Source organism: Pseudomonas sp. RIT-PI-r (assembly GCF_001297015.1).
Lineage (GTDB): Bacteria > Pseudomonadota > Gammaproteobacteria > Pseudomonadales > Pseudomonadaceae > Aquipseudomonas.
Map to the genome: position 1 here is coordinate 13,908 of NZ_LIGE01000023.1, position 21,493 is coordinate 35,400.

At 60.2% G+C, this 21,493-nt stretch carries 17 protein-coding genes; 5 read left to right on the top strand and 12 right to left on the bottom strand.

Annotated features, from left to right (window positions below; all coding sequences use genetic code 11):
- Nucleotides 1–76: 76 nt before the first annotated feature.
- The 3 genes from ssuE to AK821_RS09680 all read right to left on the bottom strand — a co-directional run bounded on the left by ssuE (nucleotide 77) and on the right by AK821_RS09680 (nucleotide 3,259).
- Nucleotides 77–670, bottom strand: coding sequence for an NADPH-dependent FMN reductase (gene ssuE, locus AK821_RS09670; RefSeq protein ID WP_064389466.1), 594 nt, complete (start codon nucleotides 668–670; stop codon nucleotides 77–79).
- 309 nt (nucleotides 671–979) lie between these two features.
- Entirely contained in the window at nucleotides 980–1,618 is a 639-nt protein-coding gene (locus AK821_RS09675) for a peroxiredoxin (protein ID WP_064389467.1), read from the bottom strand.
- Nucleotides 1,619–1,915: 297 nt separating this feature from the next.
- Entirely contained in the window at nucleotides 1,916–3,259 is a 1,344-nt protein-coding gene (locus AK821_RS09680; RefSeq protein ID WP_064389468.1) for an OprD family porin, read from the bottom strand.
- Between the two features lie 367 nt (nucleotides 3,260–3,626).
- Here AK821_RS09680 and tauA point away from each other — a divergent pair, with 367 nt between their 5' ends.
- Entirely contained in the window at nucleotides 3,627–4,613 is a 987-nt protein-coding gene (gene tauA / locus AK821_RS09685; RefSeq protein WP_064389469.1) for a taurine ABC transporter substrate-binding protein, read from the top strand.
- A 129-nt stretch (nucleotides 4,614–4,742) separates the two neighbouring features.
- On the opposite strand, the gene argA is transcribed toward tauA, so the two are convergent.
- Both argA and argE read right to left on the bottom strand, forming a co-directional pair.
- Nucleotides 4,743–6,041: an amino-acid N-acetyltransferase gene (gene argA / locus AK821_RS09690; protein WP_064389470.1), complete on the bottom strand. Its 1,299-nt coding sequence runs from the start codon at nucleotides 6,039–6,041 to the stop codon at nucleotides 4,743–4,745.
- A gap of 253 nt (nucleotides 6,042–6,294) precedes the next feature.
- Nucleotides 6,295–7,440, bottom strand: a complete 1,146-nt coding sequence (gene argE, locus AK821_RS09695; protein ID WP_064389471.1) for an acetylornithine deacetylase — start codon at nucleotides 7,438–7,440, stop codon at nucleotides 6,295–6,297.
- Nucleotides 7,441–7,596: 156 nt separating this feature from the next.
- Between argE and AK821_RS09700 the strand changes: the two genes are divergently transcribed.
- A complete protein-coding gene (locus AK821_RS09700; protein ID WP_064389472.1) occupies nucleotides 7,597–8,967 on the top strand; it encodes a CYTH domain-containing protein in 1,371 nt (456 codons plus the stop codon).
- A 122-nt stretch (nucleotides 8,968–9,089) separates the two neighbouring features.
- Here the strand turns inward: AK821_RS09700 and AK821_RS09705 are convergent, their stop codons facing one another.
- Complete coding sequence (locus tag AK821_RS09705; protein WP_064389473.1) at nucleotides 9,090–9,554, bottom strand: Lrp/AsnC family transcriptional regulator; 465 nt, start codon at nucleotides 9,552–9,554, stop codon at nucleotides 9,090–9,092.
- A gap of 126 nt (nucleotides 9,555–9,680) precedes the next feature.
- Here AK821_RS09705 and AK821_RS09710 point away from each other — a divergent pair, with 126 nt between their 5' ends.
- From AK821_RS09710 to AK821_RS09720, 3 genes are all read left to right on the top strand, one after another.
- The gene (locus AK821_RS09710) at nucleotides 9,681–10,019 is read left to right on the top strand and encodes a hypothetical protein (protein WP_064389474.1); all 339 of its coding nucleotides are present in this window, start codon (nucleotides 9,681–9,683) and stop codon (nucleotides 10,017–10,019) included.
- Between the two features lie 92 nt (nucleotides 10,020–10,111).
- The gene (locus AK821_RS09715; protein WP_064389475.1) at nucleotides 10,112–11,896 is read left to right on the top strand and encodes a GspE/PulE family protein; all 1,785 of its coding nucleotides are present in this window, start codon (nucleotides 10,112–10,114) and stop codon (nucleotides 11,894–11,896) included.
- 66 nt (nucleotides 11,897–11,962) lie between these two features.
- On the top strand, nucleotides 11,963–12,283 hold the full coding sequence (locus AK821_RS09720) for a DUF2388 domain-containing protein (protein ID WP_171057234.1): 321 nt from the start codon (nucleotides 11,963–11,965) through the stop codon (nucleotides 12,281–12,283).
- 189 nt (nucleotides 12,284–12,472) lie between these two features.
- Here the strand turns inward: AK821_RS09720 and gcvP are convergent, their stop codons facing one another.
- The 6 genes from gcvP to AK821_RS09750 form a co-directional block, all read right to left on the bottom strand.
- A complete protein-coding gene (gene gcvP, locus AK821_RS09725) occupies nucleotides 12,473–15,346 on the bottom strand; it encodes an aminomethyl-transferring glycine dehydrogenase (RefSeq protein ID WP_064389476.1) in 2,874 nt (957 codons plus the stop codon).
- A gap of 249 nt (nucleotides 15,347–15,595) precedes the next feature.
- Nucleotides 15,596–15,979, bottom strand: coding sequence for a glycine cleavage system protein GcvH (gene gcvH, locus AK821_RS09730; protein WP_064389477.1), 384 nt, complete (start codon nucleotides 15,977–15,979; stop codon nucleotides 15,596–15,598).
- Nucleotides 15,980–16,029: 50 nt separating this feature from the next.
- Nucleotides 16,030–17,112, bottom strand: a complete 1,083-nt coding sequence (gcvT, locus tag AK821_RS09735; RefSeq protein ID WP_064389478.1) for a glycine cleavage system aminomethyltransferase GcvT — start codon at nucleotides 17,110–17,112, stop codon at nucleotides 16,030–16,032.
- Nucleotides 17,113–17,268: 156 nt separating this feature from the next.
- The gene (locus AK821_RS09740; RefSeq protein ID WP_064389479.1) at nucleotides 17,269–18,885 is read right to left on the bottom strand and encodes an ABC transporter permease; all 1,617 of its coding nucleotides are present in this window, start codon (nucleotides 18,883–18,885) and stop codon (nucleotides 17,269–17,271) included.
- Nucleotides 18,886–19,049: 164 nt separating this feature from the next.
- Nucleotides 19,050–20,054: an extracellular solute-binding protein gene (locus tag AK821_RS09745; protein WP_064389480.1), complete on the bottom strand. Its 1,005-nt coding sequence runs from the start codon at nucleotides 20,052–20,054 to the stop codon at nucleotides 19,050–19,052.
- A 221-nt stretch (nucleotides 20,055–20,275) separates the two neighbouring features.
- A complete protein-coding gene (locus tag AK821_RS09750; protein WP_177330947.1) occupies nucleotides 20,276–21,493 on the bottom strand; it encodes a 2-octaprenyl-3-methyl-6-methoxy-1,4-benzoquinol hydroxylase in 1,218 nt (405 codons plus the stop codon).

Below are 21,493 nucleotides of genomic sequence, written 5' to 3' on the forward strand. Positions count from 1 at the left end.
TGCTGTTGGGTTTTGGCTGCACCTGCTTAACCGTTAGCGGCTGAGTAAGGTGAAGTACATCAAATGCGGGTGAGGCTTAAATGCTCCAGCGAGCACTCAACAAACGTTCGTTCAACAGACCCGGTTCCAGCGGTTTCGGCCGGCGGGCCATGGCGCCGACAAACTGGTCCAGCGCTTCATGCAGACGCTGCTCCAGCGCTGGTGCCAGTTGTGCTGCGGCACTGCCTTCGCCGTACGCAATCTGGCTGTCCTCGGCGAAAATCCCCTGGAGCATTTCCTGGGCTTTCAACGCCGACAGCACAGGCTTGAGGGCGTAATCGACCACCAGCATGTGGGCGATGCTGCCGCCGGTGGCCATCGGCAAGACAATCTTGTGATTCAGGGCGCGCTCGGGCAGCAGATCCAGCAGCGTTTTCAATGCGCCGGAGAACGACGCTTTGTAAACCGGTGTGGCGATCAACAGGCCGTCGGCGTTTTCAATCTGTTGCAGCAGGTCGAGCACCTTCGGGCTGTCGAAGCGGGCGTGGAGCAGATCTTCGGCCGGGAAATCCCGAATCTGATAACTCACCACTTCCACGCCTTGCGCCTGCAACCAGCGTTGCGAGCGTTCCAGCAGCACCCCGGAACGGGAGCGCAGGCTGGGACTGCCACCGAGTGAGACGACCAGCATTGAGACAATTCCTTAAGCGTTACAGGCGATTCGCGGGTTGCGATCTCGCTTCGATGGGAGTGACCTTACCAGCTGATTTATATATCCATAAATCATATTTATTCATTTGGTTATTCGTTTTGGAGATATGTATTTCAACAAACTGCGGGCGAAAAAAAAGGCCGTCGAAACGGCCTGAAATCCCCTGCATCGTGGTTCCGTGTTGACTGGACTAACGCCTTCGCGAGCAGGCTCACTCCTACATTTGGAATCCGCTCCCCTGTAGGAGTGAGCCTGCTCGCGAAAGCGGTGGTGGCTACACCGCAGATTTCACTTGTTCGGCTGTGGCGTCAGGCGCAGGTACGGCTTCACCGCGCGATAGCCCTTCGGAAAGCGCTGCTTGATCTCATCTTCATCCTTGAGCGAAGGCACAATCACCACCTCTTCACCGTCCTGCCAGTTGGCCGGCGTGGCAACCTTGTAGTTGTCGGTGAGCTGCAGCGAATCGATCACCCGCAAGATCTCGTGGAAGTTGCGCCCGGTGCTCGCCGGGTAAGTAATGGTCAGGCGAACCTTCTTGTTCGGATCGATGACGAACAGCGAACGCACGGTCAGCGTGTCATTGGCGTTCGGGTGGATCAGGTCATACAGATCCGAAACCTTGCGATCGGCATCGGCCAGGATCGGGAAGTTGACGATGGTGTTCTGGGTTTCGTTGATGTCTTCGATCCACTTGTGGTGTGAATCCACCGGGTCGACCGACAAGGCGATGGCTTTGACGCCGCGCTTGGAGAATTCATCTTTGAGTTTGGCGGTGAAGCCCAGCTCGGTGGTGCACACCGGGGTGAAGTCTGCCGGGTGGGAGAACAGCACGCCCCAGCTATCGCCCAGCCACTCGTGAAAACGAATCTTGCCGGCGCTGGAATCCTGTTCGAAGTCGGGGGCGATGTCGCCGAGTCTGAGGCTCATGGTGCTGCTCCTGATGAGGTATTGGAGAACTCAACTGTAGCTCGGGATTTGCCATCATGAAAAAGAATAAATAAATAGATATCTAGATCATAAATGAATATTAAACATCTGTTCACTGGACGCCCGGCGGCATCCCGACGAACATCGGCCGCAAGGTTCGAGAAGGCCTTGAGTTGCTGTAAAGAGGGGAATTTCGGGGAGGGCTTACGGGGGTGAGCCTGACTCGAAAACGCAAAAGCCCCGTCCGGCGCGATGCCGGACGGGGCTTTTTTTACATCAACGAATCGAGACGCGCTATTACAGCAGCGGGATCGAGTAGCTGACGATCAGGCGGTTTTCGTCCTGCGAACGGGTGCTCGGCAGATCGGTGCGCCATACAGCGTTTTTCCACATCAGACCGACGTTCTTGAACGGACCTTCCGGTACGACGTAACCGATGGTGAAGTCGCGTTCCCACTCGGAGCTGTTCGAACCGTTCTCACGACCGTTGGTGCCAACGGTATCGATCGAATCGCCTTTGAGGTAAACCACACCGGCGGTCAGGCCAGGTACGCCAACTTTAGCGAAGTCATACGAGTAGCGAGCCTGCCAGGTTTTTTCGCCGGCACGACCGAACTTCTGGATCTGCATGTCGGTGATGGTGTAGTTCGACGAACCGTCGCCCTGGTTCAGCCAAGGGAAGTCGCTGCTGCCATTGGAAACCTGGTAACCGCCACCGAAGGTGTGGCCTTCAACGGTGTACAGGAACAGGCCGCTGTACAGGTTGTTGTCGACTTCACCGCGACCGTTACGCACGCCGGTGTAGTTACCGGTGCTGTAGTAGGCTGGATCGGTACCGTTTTTGCCGTCATCGGAGCTGTTGAAGTAACGGAAATCGGATTTCAGTACGCCCGGGCCGATTGCCCAGTTGTGAACCAGACCCAGGAAGTGCTGCTTGTAGAAGTCTTCCAGGTTGCCGTAGTAGTACTGGGCAGTCAGGTCTTTGGTGATCTTGTAGTCACCACCGGCGTAGATGAACTTGTTGCTGTCACGGAAACCGGTACCACGGGTGTTTGCACCGCTGATGGACAGGTTTTCGTTGTTGCTGGAGTTACGACCTTTCACAGCTTCGATCTGACCGCCGACCAGAGTCAGGTCCTTGATTTCGCCGGAAGTGATCTGGCCACCCTGCCAGGTTTGTGGCAGCAGACGACCGTCGTTGGTGACGATTACCGGGTTCTTCGGCTGCAGAGTGCCGAGCTTCAGTTCAGTCTGGGAGATCTTGGCTTTGGCAGTCAGACCCAGGCTGGAGAAGTTGTCCACGGCTTTACCGTTGGATTCGCTCGGGAACACAGTGCCGCCGTAAGCGGTACCGCTGTTGCCGTTGGTGCCGCCGCCCGAATCCAGACGCACGCCCAGCAGGCCGATGGCGTCGATACCGAAGCCGACGGTGCCTTGGGTGTAGCCGGAGATGAAACGCAGATCGAAGCCTTGGCCCCACTCTTCGTTCTTGTTCGGGCCAGTGCCGTCGCGGTTGTCGGTGTTGATGTAGAAGTTACGCAGCCCCAGAGTTGCCTTGCTGTCTTCGATGAAACCGGCGGCGCCTGCCTGCTGCGCCAAAACCCCTACGGCCACAGCCAGGGCCAAGGTGGACTTGTTCATGTAAAGCTCCTCTCGTTTCTAATTTTTGTGTTCCTGGTCCCGGGTCTATTGCCCTGGATCCTAAGATGCGCGATTAGCGCCAGACCGTGACCGACAAGTCAATCGTAACTATGTATGTCTACGACCAAGGTCTAATCGCAGTGATTTGGTCCCTGCAGATTACTGATTTCCCGTTAACCAAAAAAAGAATTATTTAATTCTTTTTAATACCATTCGAGTATATGGCCCATTAATGGCCACCTGCAGCGGGATACAGGATATCGGCTACTAAGCTCATTCCTAAATGGTATTTGTTAGCCTTTTTTTAGATCGATTAGCTTTGGCGTATTCAAATCACGTCAAACCCTATCCAAAAGGCGACGCCATCATGGCCAAACGCGCACTATCGAGTCAATTTGTTACAGTTTGTGTATCGGCGATATTTTCTTTTTCCGCACAGGCAGCCAACCTCACCATTGGCTACCAAACCGGTATCGACCCGAGCAAAGTCCCGCAGGCTGACGGTGTCTACGAGAAAACCATTGGCGAGAAGATCGACTGGCGTCGTTTCAACAGCGGCCCGGAAGTTGTGACAGCCATTGCTTCGGGCGACGTGCAGATCGGCAATCTCGGTTCCAGCCCGTTGGCGGCGGCGGCCTCGCGTAATCTGCCGATCGTGGCGTTCATTGTTTCGGCGCAGATCAACGCCGCCGAAGCACTGGTGGTGCGCAATGGCAGCGGCATCAATACCCCGCAGGATCTGGTCGGCAAGACCATCGCCACACCGTTCGTTTCCACCTCCCATTACAGCCTGCTCGGTGCCCTGAAGCATTGGGGTCTGGACGCTTCGAAAGTCAAAGTGGTGAACCTGCAACCCGCAGAGATCGCCGCAGCGTGGAAGCGCGGCGATATTGACGGGGCATTTGTCTGGTCGCCAGCGCTGGGTGAAATTCGCAAGACCGGCAAGACCCTGACCGATGCGGCGCAGGTCGGTCAGTGGGGCGCGCCGACCTTCGAAGTCTGGGTGGCTCGCAAGGATTTTGCCGAGAAGCATCCAGAGGTTGTAGCAAAGTTTGCCAAGGTCACGCTGGACTCGTTTGCTGATTACGCGGCGCACAAAGACAGCTGGACGGCTGACTCGGTGCCTGTACAGAAAATCGCCAAACTGACCGGTGCCAATGCCGCCGACGTGCCGGAATTGCTTGCCGGTTCCGCATTCCCGGATGCCAACGCACAACAAACCACGGCGCTGCTGGACGGCGGCACGGCGAAGGCGATTGGCGAAACGGCAAAGTTTTTGAAGGAACAGGGCAAGGTTGAAACGGTGCTGCCGGACTACTCACCGTACGTAAGCGCGAAGTTCATCACCGAGTAATTGATCGTTCCCGCGCTCTGCGTGGGAATGCAGCCCGGGACGCTCCGCGTCCCATCAAAAGCCGAACGCGGAGCGTCCGTTGAGGCATTCCCACGCAGAGCGTGGGAACGATCGAATGGACCAACTCGGTTAGAGGGTTTTTTCGAAGATCTTCGAGTTACGCTGATAGTTGTACAGCGACGCCCGCGCCGCTGGCAGGCGCTCGACACTGCTTGGCTCGAACCCACGCTCGCGGAACCAGTGCGCAGTACGCGTGGTGAGCACGAACAAGGTTTTCAAGCCCTGCGCCCGTGCACGGGTTTCGATGCGTTCCAGCAGTTCATCGCCGCGACCGCCATGGCGATACTCCGGATTCACCGCCAGGCATGCCAGCTCACCGGCATCGGAATCGGCAATCTGATACAGCGCCGCGCAGGCGATGATCATGCCTTCACGCTCGACCACGCTGAACTGCTCGATCTCGCGCTCCAGCACTTCGCGCGAACGACGCACCAGAATCCCCTGCTCTTCCAGCGGGCTGATCAGGTCGAGCAAGCCGCCGACGTCTTCAATCGCCGCCTCGCGGACCAATTCGAATTGTTCTTGCGCCACCAACGTACCGCCACCGTCACGGGTGAACAGCTCGGTCAGCAGCGCGCCGTCTTCGGCGTAACTGACGATATGGCTGCGCGCCACGCCGCCACGGCAAGCTTCGGCTGCAGCATCGAGCAATTCCGCCTGATAGTTGCTGCCCAAGCGCTGCAAATGCGCCGGCACTTGTTGCGGACGCAGTTCGCGCACCAGTTTGCCGTTCTCGTCGATCAGGCCGAGGTCGGCGCCGAACAGCAGCAGCTTGTCGGCGCCCAGATCGATGGCAGCGCGGGTGGCGACGTCTTCGCAGGCCAGGTTGAAGATCTCACCGGTCGGCGAGTAGCCCAACGGCGACAGCAGCACGATCGAGCGCTCGTCGAGCAAACGGTTGATGCCTTTGCGGTCGACCCGGCGCACTTCGCCGGTGTGGTGATAGTCGACGCCTTCCAGCACGCCGATCGGCCGCGCCGTGACGAGGTTGCCGCTGGCCACGCGCAGACGCGAGCCCTGCATCGGCGACGAGGCCATGTCCATCGACAGCCGCGCTTCGATGGCGATGCGCAGCTGACCAACCGCATCGATCACACATTCCAGCGTAGCGGCATCGGTGATGCGCATGCCGTGGTGGTAATGCGGGGTCAGGCCACGAGCAGCGAGGCGGGTTTCGATCTGCGGGCGCGAACCGTGCACCAGCACCAAACGCACGCCAAGGCTGTGCAGCAGGACGATGTCGTGGACGATGTTGCCGAAATTCGGATGTTCGACGCCGTCGCCGGGCAGCATGACGACGAAGGTGCAGTCGCGGTGGGCATTGATGTAAGGAGATGCGTGGCGAAGCCAATTGACGTATTCGGGCATGAACCTGGGCCTGTAATAAATAGCAGCCTAAAAAGGGGCGAAACGGAAAACTCACAGCGGGCTGATGGTTATCGTCGGAACAGGCTTGGCGACACGCGCGCTCTCCTCATGAATACGGGTTGGATTCCCACTAATTTAACGACTTGCCCCTGTAGGAGCTGCCGCAGGCTCGGGCCGCGATCGGACGATCTTTTGATCTTCTGAAACAAAAGCAAAAGATCGCAGCCTTCGGCAGCTCCTACAAGGGATGCGTTCAATTCTTCAGGCAGTAATGTTCAATCAGTTGCCGTAATAGATGCACGGTAGGCTGCAAACGTGACATTTCAAGGTATTCGCCGGGCTGATGCGCGCAGGCGATGTCGCCGGGGCCGAGCACGATGGTTTCGCAGCCAAGGCGCTGAAGATAGGGCGCTTCGGTGCCAAACGCTACTGCTTCGGCGCTGTGACCGGTGAGCTTTTCGGCGATGCGCACCAGTTCAGCGTCTTCGGCTTGCTCGAACGGCGGCACTTCCGGGAACAATGGTTTGTAGTCGATTTTCACCTGATGCCGCTCGGCCACCGGGTTGAGCTTGCGCAGAATCTCCGCGCGCAGGACTTTCGGGTCCATCCCCGGCAACGGCCGCAGGTCGAATTCCAGCGAGCACTGGCCGCAGATGCGGTTCGGGTTGTCACCGCCATGGATGCAACCGAAGTTCATCGTCGGTTGCGGCACGCTGAACTGCGGATTGTTGAATTCACGCTGCCACAGCAGGCGCAGGCCGCGCAGTTCGCCAATCGCATCGTGCATCGCTTCGAGGGCGCTATGACCCAGGCGCGGATCCGACGAATGGCCGCTCTGCCCGAGAATGTCGATGCGCTCCATCATGATGCCTTTGTGCATGCGGATCGGCTTGAGCCCGGTCGGCTCGCCGATCACCGCCGCACGGCCCAGCGGACGCCCGGCCTCGGCCAGCGCGCGGGCGCCGGACATCGAGCTTTCTTCATCGCAGGTGGCGAGGATCAACAGCGGTTGCTTGAACGGTTGATCGAGCAGCGGCAACACCGCTTCGATGATCAGCGCGAAAAAGCCTTTCATGTCGCAACTGCCCAGGCCGACCCAGCGGCCATCGACTTCGGTGAGCTTCAGCGGGTCGGTCTGCCACAACGCATCGTCGTACGGCACCGTGTCGCTGTGCCCGGCCAGCACCAGCCCGCCGGGGCCGCTGCCGAAACTGGCAAGCAGGTTGAATTTGCCGGGGCTGACCTGCTGGATATCGCAGCTGAAACCCAGATCGCCCAGCCAACCGGCGAGCAAATCGATCACCGCCCGATTGGATTGATCTAGGTTCGGTTGGGTACAGCTGACCGACGGCGCGGCGATCAGCGCCGCGAACTGGTCTTGCATGGACGGCAAAGGCATCGCTGACTCCAACTCCCGATTTGAAGTCCATCATAGAACCATCCGGCGTCAGGAATAAACCGCCGCAGGGCGTAGGACGAATCAGTCCTGTACACTGCACGGCCTTGGCAGCCACATATTCCCCCGGCTGCGCTCCCGATCCTGGATTTTCCGGCCATGCAGAAAGAAACCGAAATCAAACTCCGCGTCAGCCGCGAAACCCTCGCCGCCCTGCGCGAGCACCCGTTACTGAAGAAACGCAACAAAAGTGGCTGGGAACGCCGTGAGTTGATGAACCAGTACTTCGACACGCCCGAGCGCGATCTGGCCCAGGCGAAAGTCGCCCTGCGCCTGCGCAAGGACGGTGACGAAGTGATTCAGACCCTCAAGACCCGTGGCCAGAGCGTCGCCGGTCTGTCCGAGCGTAACGAATACGACTGGAAGTTGCCGAAAGCCAAGCTCGACGTGAAGAAACTCGACGGCGAATGCTGGCCCGAGTCGCTGGCCGAGCTGGACAAGAAAACCCTGAAGCCGATCTTCACCACCGATTTCGTCCGCGAACGCGCCGAAATCGCCTGGGGCCGTGGCAAGACGAAAGTGGTCATCGAAGCCGCGCTGGACCTCGGTCACGTTGTGGTCGGCAAGCAGAAAGAAGAAATCTGCGAGCTGGAACTGGAATTGCGCGAAGGCGAGCCCGCCGCGCTGCTGGAGCTCGCCGCTGAACTGGCTGAAACCCTGGCACTGATGCCGTGCGACATCAGCAAGGCTGAGCGCGGCTATCGTCTGTACGACGCCAACAGCTACTCGCTGAGCCTGCCGGCGCCGGAGTTGACCGCAGAAACCCAGCTCGACGACGCCTTCGCCGCACTGAGCTGGCACTTGCTCGGCAGCAGTCAGCGTCTGGCGGAACAGTATCGTTTCAATGGTCACTGGCGCCTGTTGCTCGACTGGGTCGAGAATCTCGCGGAAATGCGCGCCCTGCTCAGCAGCCTCGGCCAGGCCGCACCGCGTCAGTCGACCCACGACTTGCGCGTTGCTCTGGATGCGTTGCTGGAAGACTGGCGCCCGCTGGTACAGGCCGGTATCGAAGACGAAGACGTGCGCAAAGCTGCCCCAGAGCAGTTCCTCGAAGAACTCGAAGACCCGCGCTGGGGCCTGTTCTCGCTGAACACTTCGCGCTGGTTGCTGGCTCGCACCTGGACCGCCGAGCGCAACGTGCGTGGCAACCGTCAGGGCGGCGCGCAGTTGCACAGCTGGCTCCCGCGCACCTTGGGCGAAGAAGCGACGGCCCTGCAGTTGCAGCGTTATCAGCAGCAGCCGGAAGATCTGGCCGAACAACTGCCGCGTATCGAGCGCATTCAGGTCTGGCTGCATCACGCCCGTAACGTGCTGGAGATCCCGGAAATGGATCGTCTGTACGGTGAACTGAACAAGCTGGCGCAACTGGCCAACGAGCCGACGATCACTGACGAACTGCTCGACGCACGCAAGCAGCAGGCGATTGCGGTTTACCAGAATCGCGCGTGGAAAATGCTCCTGCGCATGTAACACCTCTGTGATGATCGTTCCCATGCTCTGCGTGGGAATGCAGCCCGGGACGCTCCGCGTCCCAAAGCGGACGCAGAGCGTCCATTGAGGCATTCCCACGCGGAGCGTGGGAACGATCAGGGTCAGACCGGGAGACTGGTGGTGGATTTGATCTCCGACAGCGCCACAATCGAATTCACTTCCTGAATCCCCGGCACCAGCGACAGTTTCTCGAAGAAGAACCGTTCATACGCCTCAATGTCCGCCGCGACAATCCGCAACAAAAAATCCACCGCGCCCATCAGCACGTAACACTCCAGCACCTCCGGAAACCCGCGAATCGCTTCGGTGAACTCGGTGAAGTTCGAACGCCCATGCGCGTTGAGTTTGATCTCGGCAAAGATCTGCGTGTTGAGGCCAATCTTCTTGCGATCAAGCAAGGTCACCTGAACGCGAATGATCCCCTCCTCCTTCATCCGCTGAATCCGCCGCCAGCACGGCGATTGCGACAGGCCCACCTGCTCGGCGATCTGTGCGCTGGACAGCGAAGCGTCCTCTTGCAGCAAGGCGAGAATCTTGCGGTCGTAGCTGTCCAGCTCGCTGTGCATATAAAAACCTCTAATGGAATATTCTGCGAATTGATCCAGTCGATCATTCGCCAATAACGCCGATCATAGCCAAGAAATACCCCGCACCTAATGTAAAAATTCCTCCAGAGATTTTGGAGACTCCTCATGCCGCACCTCGAAGCCGTCACCACCACGCCCACCCGCGCCGACGTCTGGAACGTCAGCAACGCCCATTGCCTGGCGCAGTATCAAATCCTCGCCGAGGCTGAGCCGGATCTGCTGGTGCGCGTGCTCAATCTGTTCGCCTTGCAATTCCTTACACCCGAGCAGGTCAACGTGCAGCGGATGGACGACGTGATGTCGATCGACCTGGTCATGGGCGGTTTGAGCTGGCATCGCGCACAAGTGATCGCGGAAAAACTTCGTAACCTGATCAGTGTTTGCTCGGTGAACCTGCAAAACGCCGACAGCGCTTGGGACGCCCCTGCGCAAGCCGCTGGCTGACAAATCCGGCAACGCCTTCGTCGGGTAGTGGCCCAACGGTCAGCGGGGCCGCGACTATCCTTTTGCGCACTGTCGCTCAAAAGGAAGCCCGCATGTCCGTTCAACTCGCCACTCAGGACCGCTGGCTGGAACTCAATGATGTGTTGCGTGAACTGGTCGCCCAAGGCTTTATCGGCCAGGACGCTGCAGAGCAGGCGCTGAATGCTCGCCGCCGCCACGCCGCCCATGGCCAGATGCACCCGCTGGAATTCATCGCCAGCCAGCAGCTCGACGACCTCAGCCGTCCGGGCAAACACCTCGACCTGGAAAGCCTGACCCTGTGGCTGGCGCAGCAGGCCGGCCAGCCGTATTTGCGTATCGACCCGTTGAAAATCAACGTCGCCGCAATCACCCCGCTGATGTCTTACGCCTTCGCGCAACGGCACAGGATTCTCGCGATAGCGGTTGACCGCGATTCGGTGACCGTGGCCAGTGCCCAGCCCTACGTCACCGCTTGGGAAGCCGATCTGACTCACGTGTTGAAACTGCCGATCAAACGGGTTGTGGCCAACCCGGCGGATATCCAGCGTTTCAGCGTCGAGTTTTTCCGCCTGGCAAAATCGGTCAGCGGCGCCAGCAGTGCCGACGCCCAGGGCGGCAACCTCGGCAACTTCGAACAACTGCTTAACCTCGGCGCCAGCGATCAGGAGCCAGATGCCAACGACGCGCACATCGTCAATATCGTCGACTGGCTGTTCCAGTACGCCTTCCAGCAACGCGCCAGCGATATCCACATCGAACCACGGCGCGAGCAAGGCACGGTGCGGTTTCGTATCGACGGCGTGCTGCACAACGTTTATCAATTCCCGCCGCAGGTGACCATGGCGATTGTCAGTCGCCTGAAAAGCCTCGGCCGAATGAATGTCGCCGAGAAGCGCAAACCCCAGGACGGCCGGGTCAAAACCAAGACTCCAGACGGCGGCGAAGTCGAGCTGCGCCTGTCGACGTTGCCCACTGCGTTCGGCGAAAAAATGGTCATGCGGATTTTCGATCCGGACGTGCTGCTCAAGGATTTCGACCAACTGGGTTTCAGCGCCGATGACCTGCGGCGCTGGCAGGACATGACCCGTCAGCCCAACGGCATCATTCTGGTCACCGGGCCAACCGGTTCGGGTAAAACCACCACGCTGTACACCACGCTGAAAAAACTGGCGACGCCAGAAGTGAACCTCTGCACGATCGAAGACCCGATCGAAATGGTCGAGCCGGCGTTCAACCAGATGCAGGTGCAGCACAACATCGACCTGAGCTTCGCCGCCGGCGTGCGTGCGTTGATGCGGCAAGACCCGGACATCATCATGATCGGCGAGATCCGCGACCTCGAAACCGCCGAAATGGCCATTCAGGCCGCGCTCACCGGGCACTTGGTGCTGTCGACTTTGCACACCAACGACGCCCCCAGTGCGATCAGTCGCCTGCTCGAACTCGGCGTACCGCATTACCTGATCAAGGCCACCGTGCTCGGGGTCATGGCTCAGCGTCTGGTGCGCACCCTGTGTCCGTACTGCAAGGCACCGTTGAATCTCGAAGAGCCAGACTGGCAAACCTTGACCCGCCCTTGGCAGGCACCGCTGCCGAGCAATGCGCAACGCGCCATAGGCTGCCTCGAATGCCGCGACACCGGCTATCACGGCCGCGCCGGGGTCTATGAAATCATGCAACTGAGCGACAGCCTCAAGGCGTTCATCACCCCGGACACCGATCTCACGGCAATCCGCCGCCAGGCGTTCAAGGAAGGCATGCGCAGCCTGCGCCTGTCCGGTGCGCAGAAAGTCGCGGCTGGGCTGACGACGGTTGAGGAGGTGCTGCGGGTGACGCCGCAGAGTGAGCTGAAATAGCTCGTCACGGAACTGGATCGGGGGATTGGCAATCCAACGCCACAGTTAACCCCCAGGAGTCATCTCATCATGCGTCTCAAACTTGCTGTCGCCACACTGGCCTTGCTGTCCCTTCCCGTTGGTTCGGCCATGGCGGACAGCTTTTGGCGTAACGTCATCTCGTCCGGTGCCACCACCGGTTCGACCTACCTGACCTTCAAGGATCACAAGCTGATCATCGCTGCCCAGGACGACGCCGGCAGTTTCGTCGCCAGTGACGGCGGCATTCGTGGGCCGTATCTGGAAGCAGCGATGCAGAAAGTCCGCGCCGACAATCCGGGCCTGCAGGCGACGGATATGGAATTGGCCAATGCGATTCTGGCGAAGAACGCCGTGGCTTCCGAGTAAGCCTTTCGCCGAAGCACAAATGCCGCTCATATGAGCGGCATTTTTTTGCCCGGATTTCAGATTCACCACAATCCCTTGTAGGAGTGAGCCTGCTCGCGATAGCGGTGAATCAGTCACCGGAGAATTTGCCTGATACACCGCTATCGCGAGCAGGCTCACTCCTACAGGGGAACTGTGTAAACCTGAGTATCAGCGGTAATCGTCCACCGGGACGCAGGCGCAAAACAGGTTGCGGTCACCGTAAACGTTATCGACCCGATTCACCGCCGGCCAATACTTGTGCGCCTTGGTGTGCGCATCCGGGGTGATGCCTTGCTCGATGCTGTAGGGCCGCTCCCACACGCCGGTGACATCCGCCAAGGTATGCGGCGCGCGTTTCAGCGGGTTGTCTTCGGCCGGCCAATTGCCGTTCTGCACTTCGGTGATTTCTGCACGAATGCTCAACATGGCGCCGATAAACCGGTCCAGTTCAGCCTTCGATTCGCTCTCGGTCGGTTCGACCATCAACGTCCCCGGCACCGGGAAGGACATGGTCGGCGCATGGAAACCGTAATCCATCAAGCGCTTGGCGACGTCCTCCTCACTGATTCCGGTCAGCGCCTTCAATGGCCGCAAATCGAGAATGCATTCATGCGCGACCCGGCCGTTGCGCCCGGTGTACAGCACCGGGAACGCACCGGATAAATGCTGCGCCAGGTAATTCGCCGCGAGAATCGCCACCTCGCTGGCGTCAGCCAATTGCGGCCCCATCATGGCGATGTACATCCAGCTGATCGGCAGAATGCTCGCACTGCCCCACGGCGCCGCACTGACCGCCGTGTTCTGCGCTTGTGGCCCGTCAATCGGCACCACCGGGTGATTGGCCACGAAAGGCGCCAGATGCGCGCGAATACCGATCGGCCCCATGCCCGGGCCGCCACCACCATGGGGAATGCAGAAGGTCTTGTGCAAATTCATGTGCGACACGTCAGCGCCAATGTCCGCCGGCCGCGCCAACCCGACCTGCGCGTTGAGGTTGGCGCCGTCCATGTACACCTGACCGCCATGCTGGTGGATAACGTCGCAGATTTCGCTGATGCCCTCCTCGTACACGCCGTGGGTCGACGGATAGGTTGCCATCAGGCACGACAGTTTTGCCCCGGCCTCCGCTGCCTTGGCTTTCAAGTCATCAAGATCAACGTTGCCGGCCTCGTCGCACTCGACGATCACCACCCGTAACCCGACCATTTGCGCCGAGGCCGGGTTGGTGCCGTGGGCCGACGACGGAATCAGGCACACATCGCGCCCGCCCTGCTGGCGGCTCTCGTGGTATTTGCGAATCGCCAGCAGTCCGGCGTATTCGCCCTGCGCACCGGAATTGGGCTGCATGCAGATCGCATCGAATCCGGTGATCGCGCACAACCAGCGCTCCAGCTCTTCGATCATCAGCGTGTAGCCGACGGCTTGCTCGCGCGGCACGAACGGATGCAGGTTGGCGAATTGCGGCCAGGTGATCGGGATCATTTCGCTGGTGGCGTTGAGTTTCATGGTGCAGGAGCCCAGCGGGATCATCGACTGATTGAGTGCCAGATCCTTGTTTTCCAGTTGTTTGAGGTAGCGCAGCATCTCGGTTTCGCTGTGATGGGCGTTGAAGACCGGATGGCGCAGGTAGGGTGTTTTGCGCTGGAGGCTGTCGGGGATGCCGGAAACAAGCGCTTCAGCATCAAGTTCGTCGACGTTCAATCCATGATCGGCACCGAGCAGCACATCGAACAGCTTGGCCACGGTGCTCTCATCGCACGTCTCATCGAGACTCAGCCCCACTCGACCGCGCCCGAGTACTCTCAGATTGATCTGGGCAGCTTGAGCGCTTTCGATGACCGCCGTTTGCGCACCGCCGACGTCCAGCGTCAGCGTGTCGAAAAACTGCGCATTGAACCGGTTGATGCCTTTTCGCTCAAGTCCCGCCGCCAGAATACAGGTGAGCCGGTGCACCCGCTGAGCGATGCGTTTCAGACCTTCCGGCCCGTGGTATACCGCGTAGAAACTGGCGATATTGGCCAGCAGCACCTGCGCCGTGCAGATGTTCGAATTGGCCTTCTCGCGGCGGATATGTTGCTCGCGGGTTTGCAGGGCCATGCGCAGCGCCACATTGCCCCGGGCGTCCTTCGACACGCCGATGATCCGCCCGGGAATCGCCCGTTTGTATTCCTCACGGCTGGCGAAGAACGCCGCATGCGGGCCGCCGTAGCCCATCGGCACGCCAAAGCGCTGGGACGAACCGAACACTACATCGGCGCCCAGTTCGCCCGGTGGTGTCAGCAACAGCAAACTCAATAAATCGGTCGCGACACAGGCCAGCGCCTGCTGCGCATGCAAGTGATCGATCAACGGCCGCAGATCGCGGATCTCGCCGTGAGTGTCGGGATACTGCAACAACGCACCGAACACCTGATGCTGTTTCAAGTTATCCACAGCGTCGATAATCAGCTCGAAGCCGAAACCTTCCGCGCGGGTCTGCACCACGGAAATGGTTTGCGGATGACAGTTCTCATCGACGAAAAACAGATTGCTCTTCGACTTCGCCACACGCTTGGCCAGCGCCATCGCTTCCGCCGCTGCCGTGGCTTCATCGAGCAGCGAGGCGTTGGCCAACTCCAGACCTGTGAGGTCGATGGTCAGTTGCTGAAAATTCAGCAGCGCTTCGAGCCGGCCCTGGGCGATTTCCGGTTGATAGGGTGTGTACGCGGTGTACCAGCCGGGATTTTCCAGCACATTGCGCAGGATAACGGTCGGGGTGAGGGTGCCGTGGTAGCCCATGCCGATCAGGCTGGTCCAGACCTGATTCTGCTCGGCGTAACCACGCAGCTTGGCCAGTGCGGCTTGTTCATCCAGCGCCGGTGGCAAATCCAGTGCGCGATTGAAGCGAATGCCCGGCGGCACGGTCTGTTCGATCAGTTCGACGCGGCTGCCGAGGCCGAGACTGTCGAGCATCGCTTGTTGCTCGGCGGCATCGGGGCCGAGGTGGCGGCGCAGGAAGGCATCAGGGTCGCGTAACTGGCTCAGGGACGGCAACTGGGACATGACGGGCTCTCTCTTGGCTGGCGCTCGGCGTCAATGCAACACGGTCAAACCAGCATAGCAGCCGATGTGGCAACCCATTTTCAGTGCACCGCATACCCCTGTGGAGTGAGCCTGCTCGCGATAGCGTTCCTTCAGACACCTTAAGGCTGACTGACCCACCGCTATCGCGAGCAGGCTCACTCCTACAGGGGATTGCATCGTGCATGAAAAAGCCCCGACGGGTCGGGGCTTTGCGGTGTTGCTTAATGCTTACTCGCCGATGGCAGCCTTGTAAGCGGCAGCATCCAGCAGCTTGTCCAGCTCGGCCTTGTCGCTTGGCTTGAGCTTGAAGATCCACGCGCCGTACGGGTCGGAGTTCAGCAGTTCCGGGGAGCCACCCAGCTCTTCGTTGACCGCGATGACTTCACCGCTGATCGGCGAATAGATGTCGGACGCGGCTTTCACCGATTCAACCACACCGGCTTGATCTTCAGCGGCGAAGACTTTGCCGACTTCGGTCAGCTCGACGAACACCACGTCGCCCAGCGCTTCCTGCGCGTGATCGCTGATGCCCACGGTGACGGTGCCATCGGCTTCCAGACGTGCCCATTCATGACTTTCGGCAAAACGCAGTTCAGCGGGGATATTGCTCATCTTCGGTGTCCTCGGGAATTGGGTCAGCGGTCATGCCCGCCGGAAAAAGGTTAGATCAAAGTTTTGCCATGGCGTACGAAGGTCGGTTTGACCACCCGTACCGGGTACCACTTGCCACGGATTTCCACTTCGGCGCGGTCGGCAGTAGCCATTGGAACACGCGCCAGGGCAATCGATTTGCTTAGCGTAGGAGAGAAACTACCACTGGTGATCTCCCCTTCGCCAACATCGGCGATGCGAACCACCTGATGGGCGCGCAAAACACCGCGCTCTTCCAGCACCAGACCAACCAGTTTGTGCGCAACCCCGGCGGCTTTTTCCGCCTCAACGGCAGCGCGGCCAATGAACTGGCGCGAGGCCGGTTCCCAGGCAATGCTCCAGGCCATGTTCGAGGCCAGCGGCGAGACGTCTTGATGAATGTCCTGACCGTAAAGGTTCATCCCGGCTTCCACCCGCAGGGTGTCGCGGGCACCGAGGCCGATCGGCGAAATGCCGGCGCCGACCAGGTCGTTGAAGAACCCCGGCGCCTGACTGGCGGGCAGACAGATTTCCAGGCCATCCTCACCGGTGTAGCCGGTACGGGCGATGAACCAGTCGCCGTCGGTGTAGCCTTCGAAGGGTTTGAGGTGCTGGATCAGCGTGGCGCGAGACTGGGTCACCAGTTCGGCAATCTTGTGCCGGGCCTGCGGGCCTTGAATGGCGAGCATCGCCAGCTCGGAGCGCTCGTGCAGTTGCACGTCGTAATCGCCGCGCTGCGCGTTCATCCATGCCAGATCCTGATCGCGGGTGGAGGCGTTGAACACCAGACGATAAGCGTCGTCGAGGCGGTAGACGATCATGTCATCGACGATGCCGCCGCGCTCATTGAGCATGGTGCTGTACAACGCACGCCCGGGGCGGTGCAGGCGGTCGACATCGTTGGCCAGCAAATGCTGCAGCCAGGTTTTGGCCTGGGAGCCGGTGACATCGATCACGGTCATGTGGGATACATCGAATACCCCGCAATCGCGGCGCACTTCGTGGTGCTCCTCGACCTGCGAGCCGTAATGCAGTGGCATGTCCCAACCGCCAAAATCGACCATCTTCGCGCCGAGGGCGAGATGCAGGTCATACAGAGGCGTACGCTGTCCCATGGGTTTCTCCTTCCGGGCGTGGCGAGGGTGCGGACAGCCGCTGCACGGGATGAAAGCCTTGATATACAAGGCTCTCAGCCGATCCCAGCGAACCGGTCTGTCAGACGAACCGCACCGAATGCCGCGCATTGTAGCCGCATGATTGAGGACTGACGACTAAGTGTTTCGGTGCGCCGAGCGGCGGATCAGGCCGATGACCGGCAACAAGCCAACCAGAACCAGGGTCAGCGCCGGCAACGAAGCCCGCGCCCATTCGCCTTCGCTGGTCATTTCAAAGATCCGCACCGCCAGCGTATCCCAGCCAAACGGGCGCATCAGCAGGGTCGCGGGCATTTCCTTGAGCACATCGACGAACACCAGCAACGCCGCGCTTAACGTGCCGGGCAACAACAGTGGCAGATACACTTTGAAAAACAGTCGCGGCCCACTGACACCGAGGCTACGTGCTGCTTCAGGCAAAGATGGCCGTATACGCGCCAGACTATTTTCCAGCGGGCCGTATGCGACCGCGATAAAGCGCACCAGATACGCCATCAGCAACGCCGCCAGACTGCCCAGCAGTAACGGTTTTCCGCTGCCACCGAGCCAGCCGGAAAGCGGGATGACCAGTTCGCGATCCAGATAACTGAAGGCGAGCATGATCGAAACCGCCAGCACCGAGCCCGGCAGGGCGTAACCGAGATTGGCCAGGCCTACGCCGGAGTCGATCGCCGGCGTAGGCGCCAGTCGCCGGGCGAAGGCCAGCAACAACGCGACGCTGACGGTAATCAACGCCGCCATGCCACCCAGATAGAGGGTGTGCAGGATCAGCCCGGCATAGCGCTCATCCAGGTCGAAACGTCCACGCTGCCAGAACCAGACAATCAGTTGCAGCATCGGAATCACGAAGGCGCAGGCGAAGACCAGCCCGCACCAGCTCATCGCTGCGAGCGCCTTGAATCCGCGTAGGTGATACAGCGCTTTCACCCGAGGCCGCTCGTTGCTCGCCCGGTTGGCGCCGCGCGCACGACGTTCGCCATACAGCACCAGCATCACCACCAGCAGCAACAGACTGGCCAGTTGCGCCGCGCTCGACAGGCTGAAGAAGCCGTACCAGGTTTTGTAGATCGCGGTGGTGAAGGTGTCGAAGTTGAACACCGACACCGCACCGAAATCAGCGAGTGTTTCCATCAGCGCCAGCGCCACACCGGCGCCAATGGCCGGGCGTGCCATCGGCAACGCTACGCGCCAGAAGGCTTGCCACGGCGATTGACCGAGCACCCGTGCGGCTTCCATCAAGCCTTTGCCTTGCGCAAGAAACGCAGTACGCGCCAGCAAGTAGACGTAGGGATAGAAAACCAGCACCAGCACGATAATCACCCCGCCAGTGGAGCGCACCCGTGGCAGGCGCAAGCCAGTGCCGAACCATTCCCTGAGCAGGGTTTGCACCGGGCCGGCGAAATCCAGCAGACCGACGAAGACAAAGGCCAGCACATACGCGGGAATGGCGAAGGGCAGCATCAGCGCCCAGTCGAGCCAGCGCCGCCCGGGGAATTCGCAGAGGCTGGTGAGCCAGGCCAGGCTGACGCCGAGCAGCGTCACGCCGACGCCGACGCCGAGTACCAGAGTCAGCGTGTTGCCGAGCAGACGCGGCATCTGGGTTTGCCACAGGTGCGACCAGATTTGTTGGTCGATGGTCTGCCAGGACAGCAGCAGAACGCTCAGCGGCAACAGCACCAGCGCGGCAATGGCGAAGACGATGGGGTACCAGCGGCGTTGGGCGGGGTGGGCCAAGGAAACAGTCTCGTTCAAATGATTGTGCCCACGCTCTGCGTGGGCACACATCCTGTGACGCTCTGCGTCACGCTGTCGGCGGCACGACGCAGAGCGTCGATGGATGCATTCCCACGCAGAGCGTGGGAACGATCAGTGTCGCGTGGCGCAGTATAAACGCCGAGTCAGTTCCAACCCGCCCGATCCATCATCCGGATCGCTTCAGCCTGACGCTTGCCCGCCACTTCAACCGGCAACGTATCGGCAACAAACTTGCCCCACGCCGCCACTTCTTCCGAAGGCGCCACCGCCGGGTTGGCCGGGAACTCCTGGTTCACGTCAGCAAAAATCTTCTGCGCCTCAGGCGTGGTCATCCATTCAACCAGCGCCTTGGCCGCTTCCGGGTGCGGCGCATGCTTGGTCAGGCCGATGCCCGACAGGTTCACGTGCACACCGCGATCGGCCTGGTTCGGCCAGAACAGTTTCACCGGCAGCTCCGGCTTCTGCTTGTGCAGGCGACCGTAGTAGTAAGTGTTGACGATGCCGACGTCGCACTGCCCGGCATTGATCGCTTCGAGCACAGCGACGTCATCGGAGAACACATCAGTGGACAGGTTGTTGACCCAGCCCTTGAGGATTTTTTCGGTCTTCTCGGCGCCATGGACTTCGATCATGGTCGCGGTCAGCGACTGGTTGTAGACCTTCTTCGCCGTGCGCAGACACAGGCGCCCTTCCCAGTTCTTGTCGGCCAGCGCTTCGTAGGTGGTCAGTTCGCCCGGCTTCACGCGTTCGGTGGAGTAAGCGATGGTCCGCGCGCGCAGGCTCAGGCCGGTCCACGCATGGCTGGATGAGCGATATTGCAGAGGAATGTTGGCGTCGATGGTTTTCGAGGTGAACGGCTGGAGGATGCCCATTTGCTCGGCCTGCCAGAGGTTGCCGGCATCCACGGTGAGCAGCAGGTCGGCGGTGGCGCTTTCACCTTCGGCTTTGATGCGCTGCATCAGCGGCGCTTCCTTGTCGGTGATGAACTTGATCTTCACCCCGGTCTTGGCGGTGTAGGCATCGAACACCGGTTTGATCAGCTCATCGATGCGCGACGAGTAAACCACCACCTCATCAGCGGCCTGGGCCGTTGTACTGCCGATCAGGGTCAGGGCCATTGCGGTCAGAAGACGCTTGGGTGCCAACATGGGAGTGGTCTCTCGGTCGGGAAATGTGGGCCAAATGATAAGGACTCACATTTACCACCTCAATCGAACTCTTTTTGAAGGAGTTACCAGATGTTGCACAGTTTGAAAATTGTGGTGCCTGGACAGGCGCCATCGCGAGCAGCCTCACTCCTACATTTGAAATGCGCTCCCCTGTAGGAGTGAGCCTGCTCGCGATGAGGCCATCAGCAGCAACGAAATGATCAAGGTTTGGCGAGGGCCGGAAGATCCCCGGTCAACCCGAGGGCTTCACGCACAAACAGCGCCTTCGCCTCCGGCATCTGCTCCACCAGCTTCAACCCGGCATTGCGCAACCAGCGCACCGGCAACGGATCCGCCTGAAACAGCCGCTCAAACCCTTCCATCGCCGCCATCAGCGCGAGGTTGTGCGGCATGCGCCGACGCTCGTAACGGCTCAGCACCTTCACATCGGCCAAACGCTCACCGCGCTCTGCCGCTTGCAACAGCACTTCGGCCAGCACCGCCGCATCAAGGAAACCAAGGTTCACACCTTGCCCTGCCAACGGGTGAATGGTGTGCGCCGCATCGCCGATCAACGCCAGGCCTTCAGCCACATAACGTTTGGCATGACGCTGACGCAGCGGCACGCACAAGCGCGGATCAGCGCTGATGACTTCGCCGAGACGCCCCTCAAAGGCGCGCTCCAGCTCACGGCAGAAATCCGCTTCCTCCAGCACCATCAAACGCTCGGCTTCACTCGGTGTGGTGGACCAGACGATCGAACACCAATCCTGCTGCCCGTCACGCTCCAGCGGCAGAAACGCCAATGGCCCGTGATCGGTGAAGCGCTGCCACGCGGTCATCTGATGCGGCTTGCTGCTACGCACACTGGTAACGATGGCGTGATGCAGGTAATCCCACTCACGCGTCGCCACGCCAGTCAGGCGTCGCACGGCCGAGTTGGCGCCGTCAGCGGCAATCACCAGCGGTGCGCGCAGCTGACGACCATCGGCCAGCGTCAGCAGCCAGTCATCGCCCGAACGGCGCATCTGTTCCAGCCGCGCATTGGCGAGCATGCCCAGATCGCAATCGTGCAAACGGTCAAGCAAGGCGTCCTGCACCACGCGGTTTTCGACGATGTGGCCAAGCACTTCGGCATGCACGCTGCTCGCCGAAAAATGAATCTGCCCGGTGCCGCTGCCGTCCCACACATGCATGTCGGTGTACGGGCTGCTGCGCCGAGCGGCGATGCCATCCCACACGCCGAGGCGTTCGAGAATCCGCTGGCTGGCCGCTGACAGGGCGCTAACCCGCGGTTCAAAAGCAGCTTCGGCGTCGAACGGTTTGACGCTCAGCGGGCTGCCGTCGAGCAGCAGGACTTCCAGCCCGCTGTCCTGCAACGCCAACGCCAGGGCGCTGCCGACCATTCCGGCTCCGACAATCAGCAGATCTGCGCGCAT

Bases quoted from the DNA above. Each gene is read 5' to 3' on its own strand.
- ssuE (WP_064389466.1), bottom strand. From the start codon at position 670: ATGCTGGTCGTCTCACTCGGTGGCAGTCCCAGCCTGCGCTCCCGTTCC.
- AK821_RS09675 (WP_064389467.1), bottom strand. From the start codon at position 1,618: ATGAGCCTCAGACTCGGCGACATCGCCCCCGACTTCGAACAGGATTCC.
- AK821_RS09680 (WP_064389468.1), bottom strand. From the start codon at position 3,259: ATGAACAAGTCCACCTTGGCCCTGGCTGTGGCCGTAGGGGTTTTGGCG.
- tauA (WP_064389469.1), top strand. From the start codon at position 3,627: ATGGCCAAACGCGCACTATCGAGTCAATTTGTTACAGTTTGTGTATCG.
- argA (WP_064389470.1), bottom strand. From the start codon at position 6,041: ATGCCCGAATACGTCAATTGGCTTCGCCACGCATCTCCTTACATCAAT.
- argE (WP_064389471.1), bottom strand. From the start codon at position 7,440: ATGCCTTTGCCGTCCATGCAAGACCAGTTCGCGGCGCTGATCGCCGCG.
- AK821_RS09700 (WP_064389472.1), top strand. From the start codon at position 7,597: ATGCAGAAAGAAACCGAAATCAAACTCCGCGTCAGCCGCGAAACCCTC.
- AK821_RS09705 (WP_064389473.1), bottom strand. From the start codon at position 9,554: ATGCACAGCGAGCTGGACAGCTACGACCGCAAGATTCTCGCCTTGCTG.
- AK821_RS09710 (WP_064389474.1), top strand. From the start codon at position 9,681: ATGCCGCACCTCGAAGCCGTCACCACCACGCCCACCCGCGCCGACGTC.
- AK821_RS09715 (WP_064389475.1), top strand. From the start codon at position 10,112: ATGTCCGTTCAACTCGCCACTCAGGACCGCTGGCTGGAACTCAATGAT.
- gcvP (WP_064389476.1), bottom strand. From the start codon at position 15,346: ATGTCCCAGTTGCCGTCCCTGAGCCAGTTACGCGACCCTGATGCCTTC.
- gcvH (WP_064389477.1), bottom strand. From the start codon at position 15,979: ATGAGCAATATCCCCGCTGAACTGCGTTTTGCCGAAAGTCATGAATGG.
- gcvT (WP_064389478.1), bottom strand. From the start codon at position 17,112: ATGGGACAGCGTACGCCTCTGTATGACCTGCATCTCGCCCTCGGCGCG.
- AK821_RS09745 (WP_064389480.1), bottom strand. From the start codon at position 20,054: ATGTTGGCACCCAAGCGTCTTCTGACCGCAATGGCCCTGACCCTGATC.
- AK821_RS09750 (WP_177330947.1), bottom strand. From the start codon at position 21,493: ATGCGCGCAGATCTGCTGATTGTCGGAGCCGGAATGGTCGGCAGCGCC.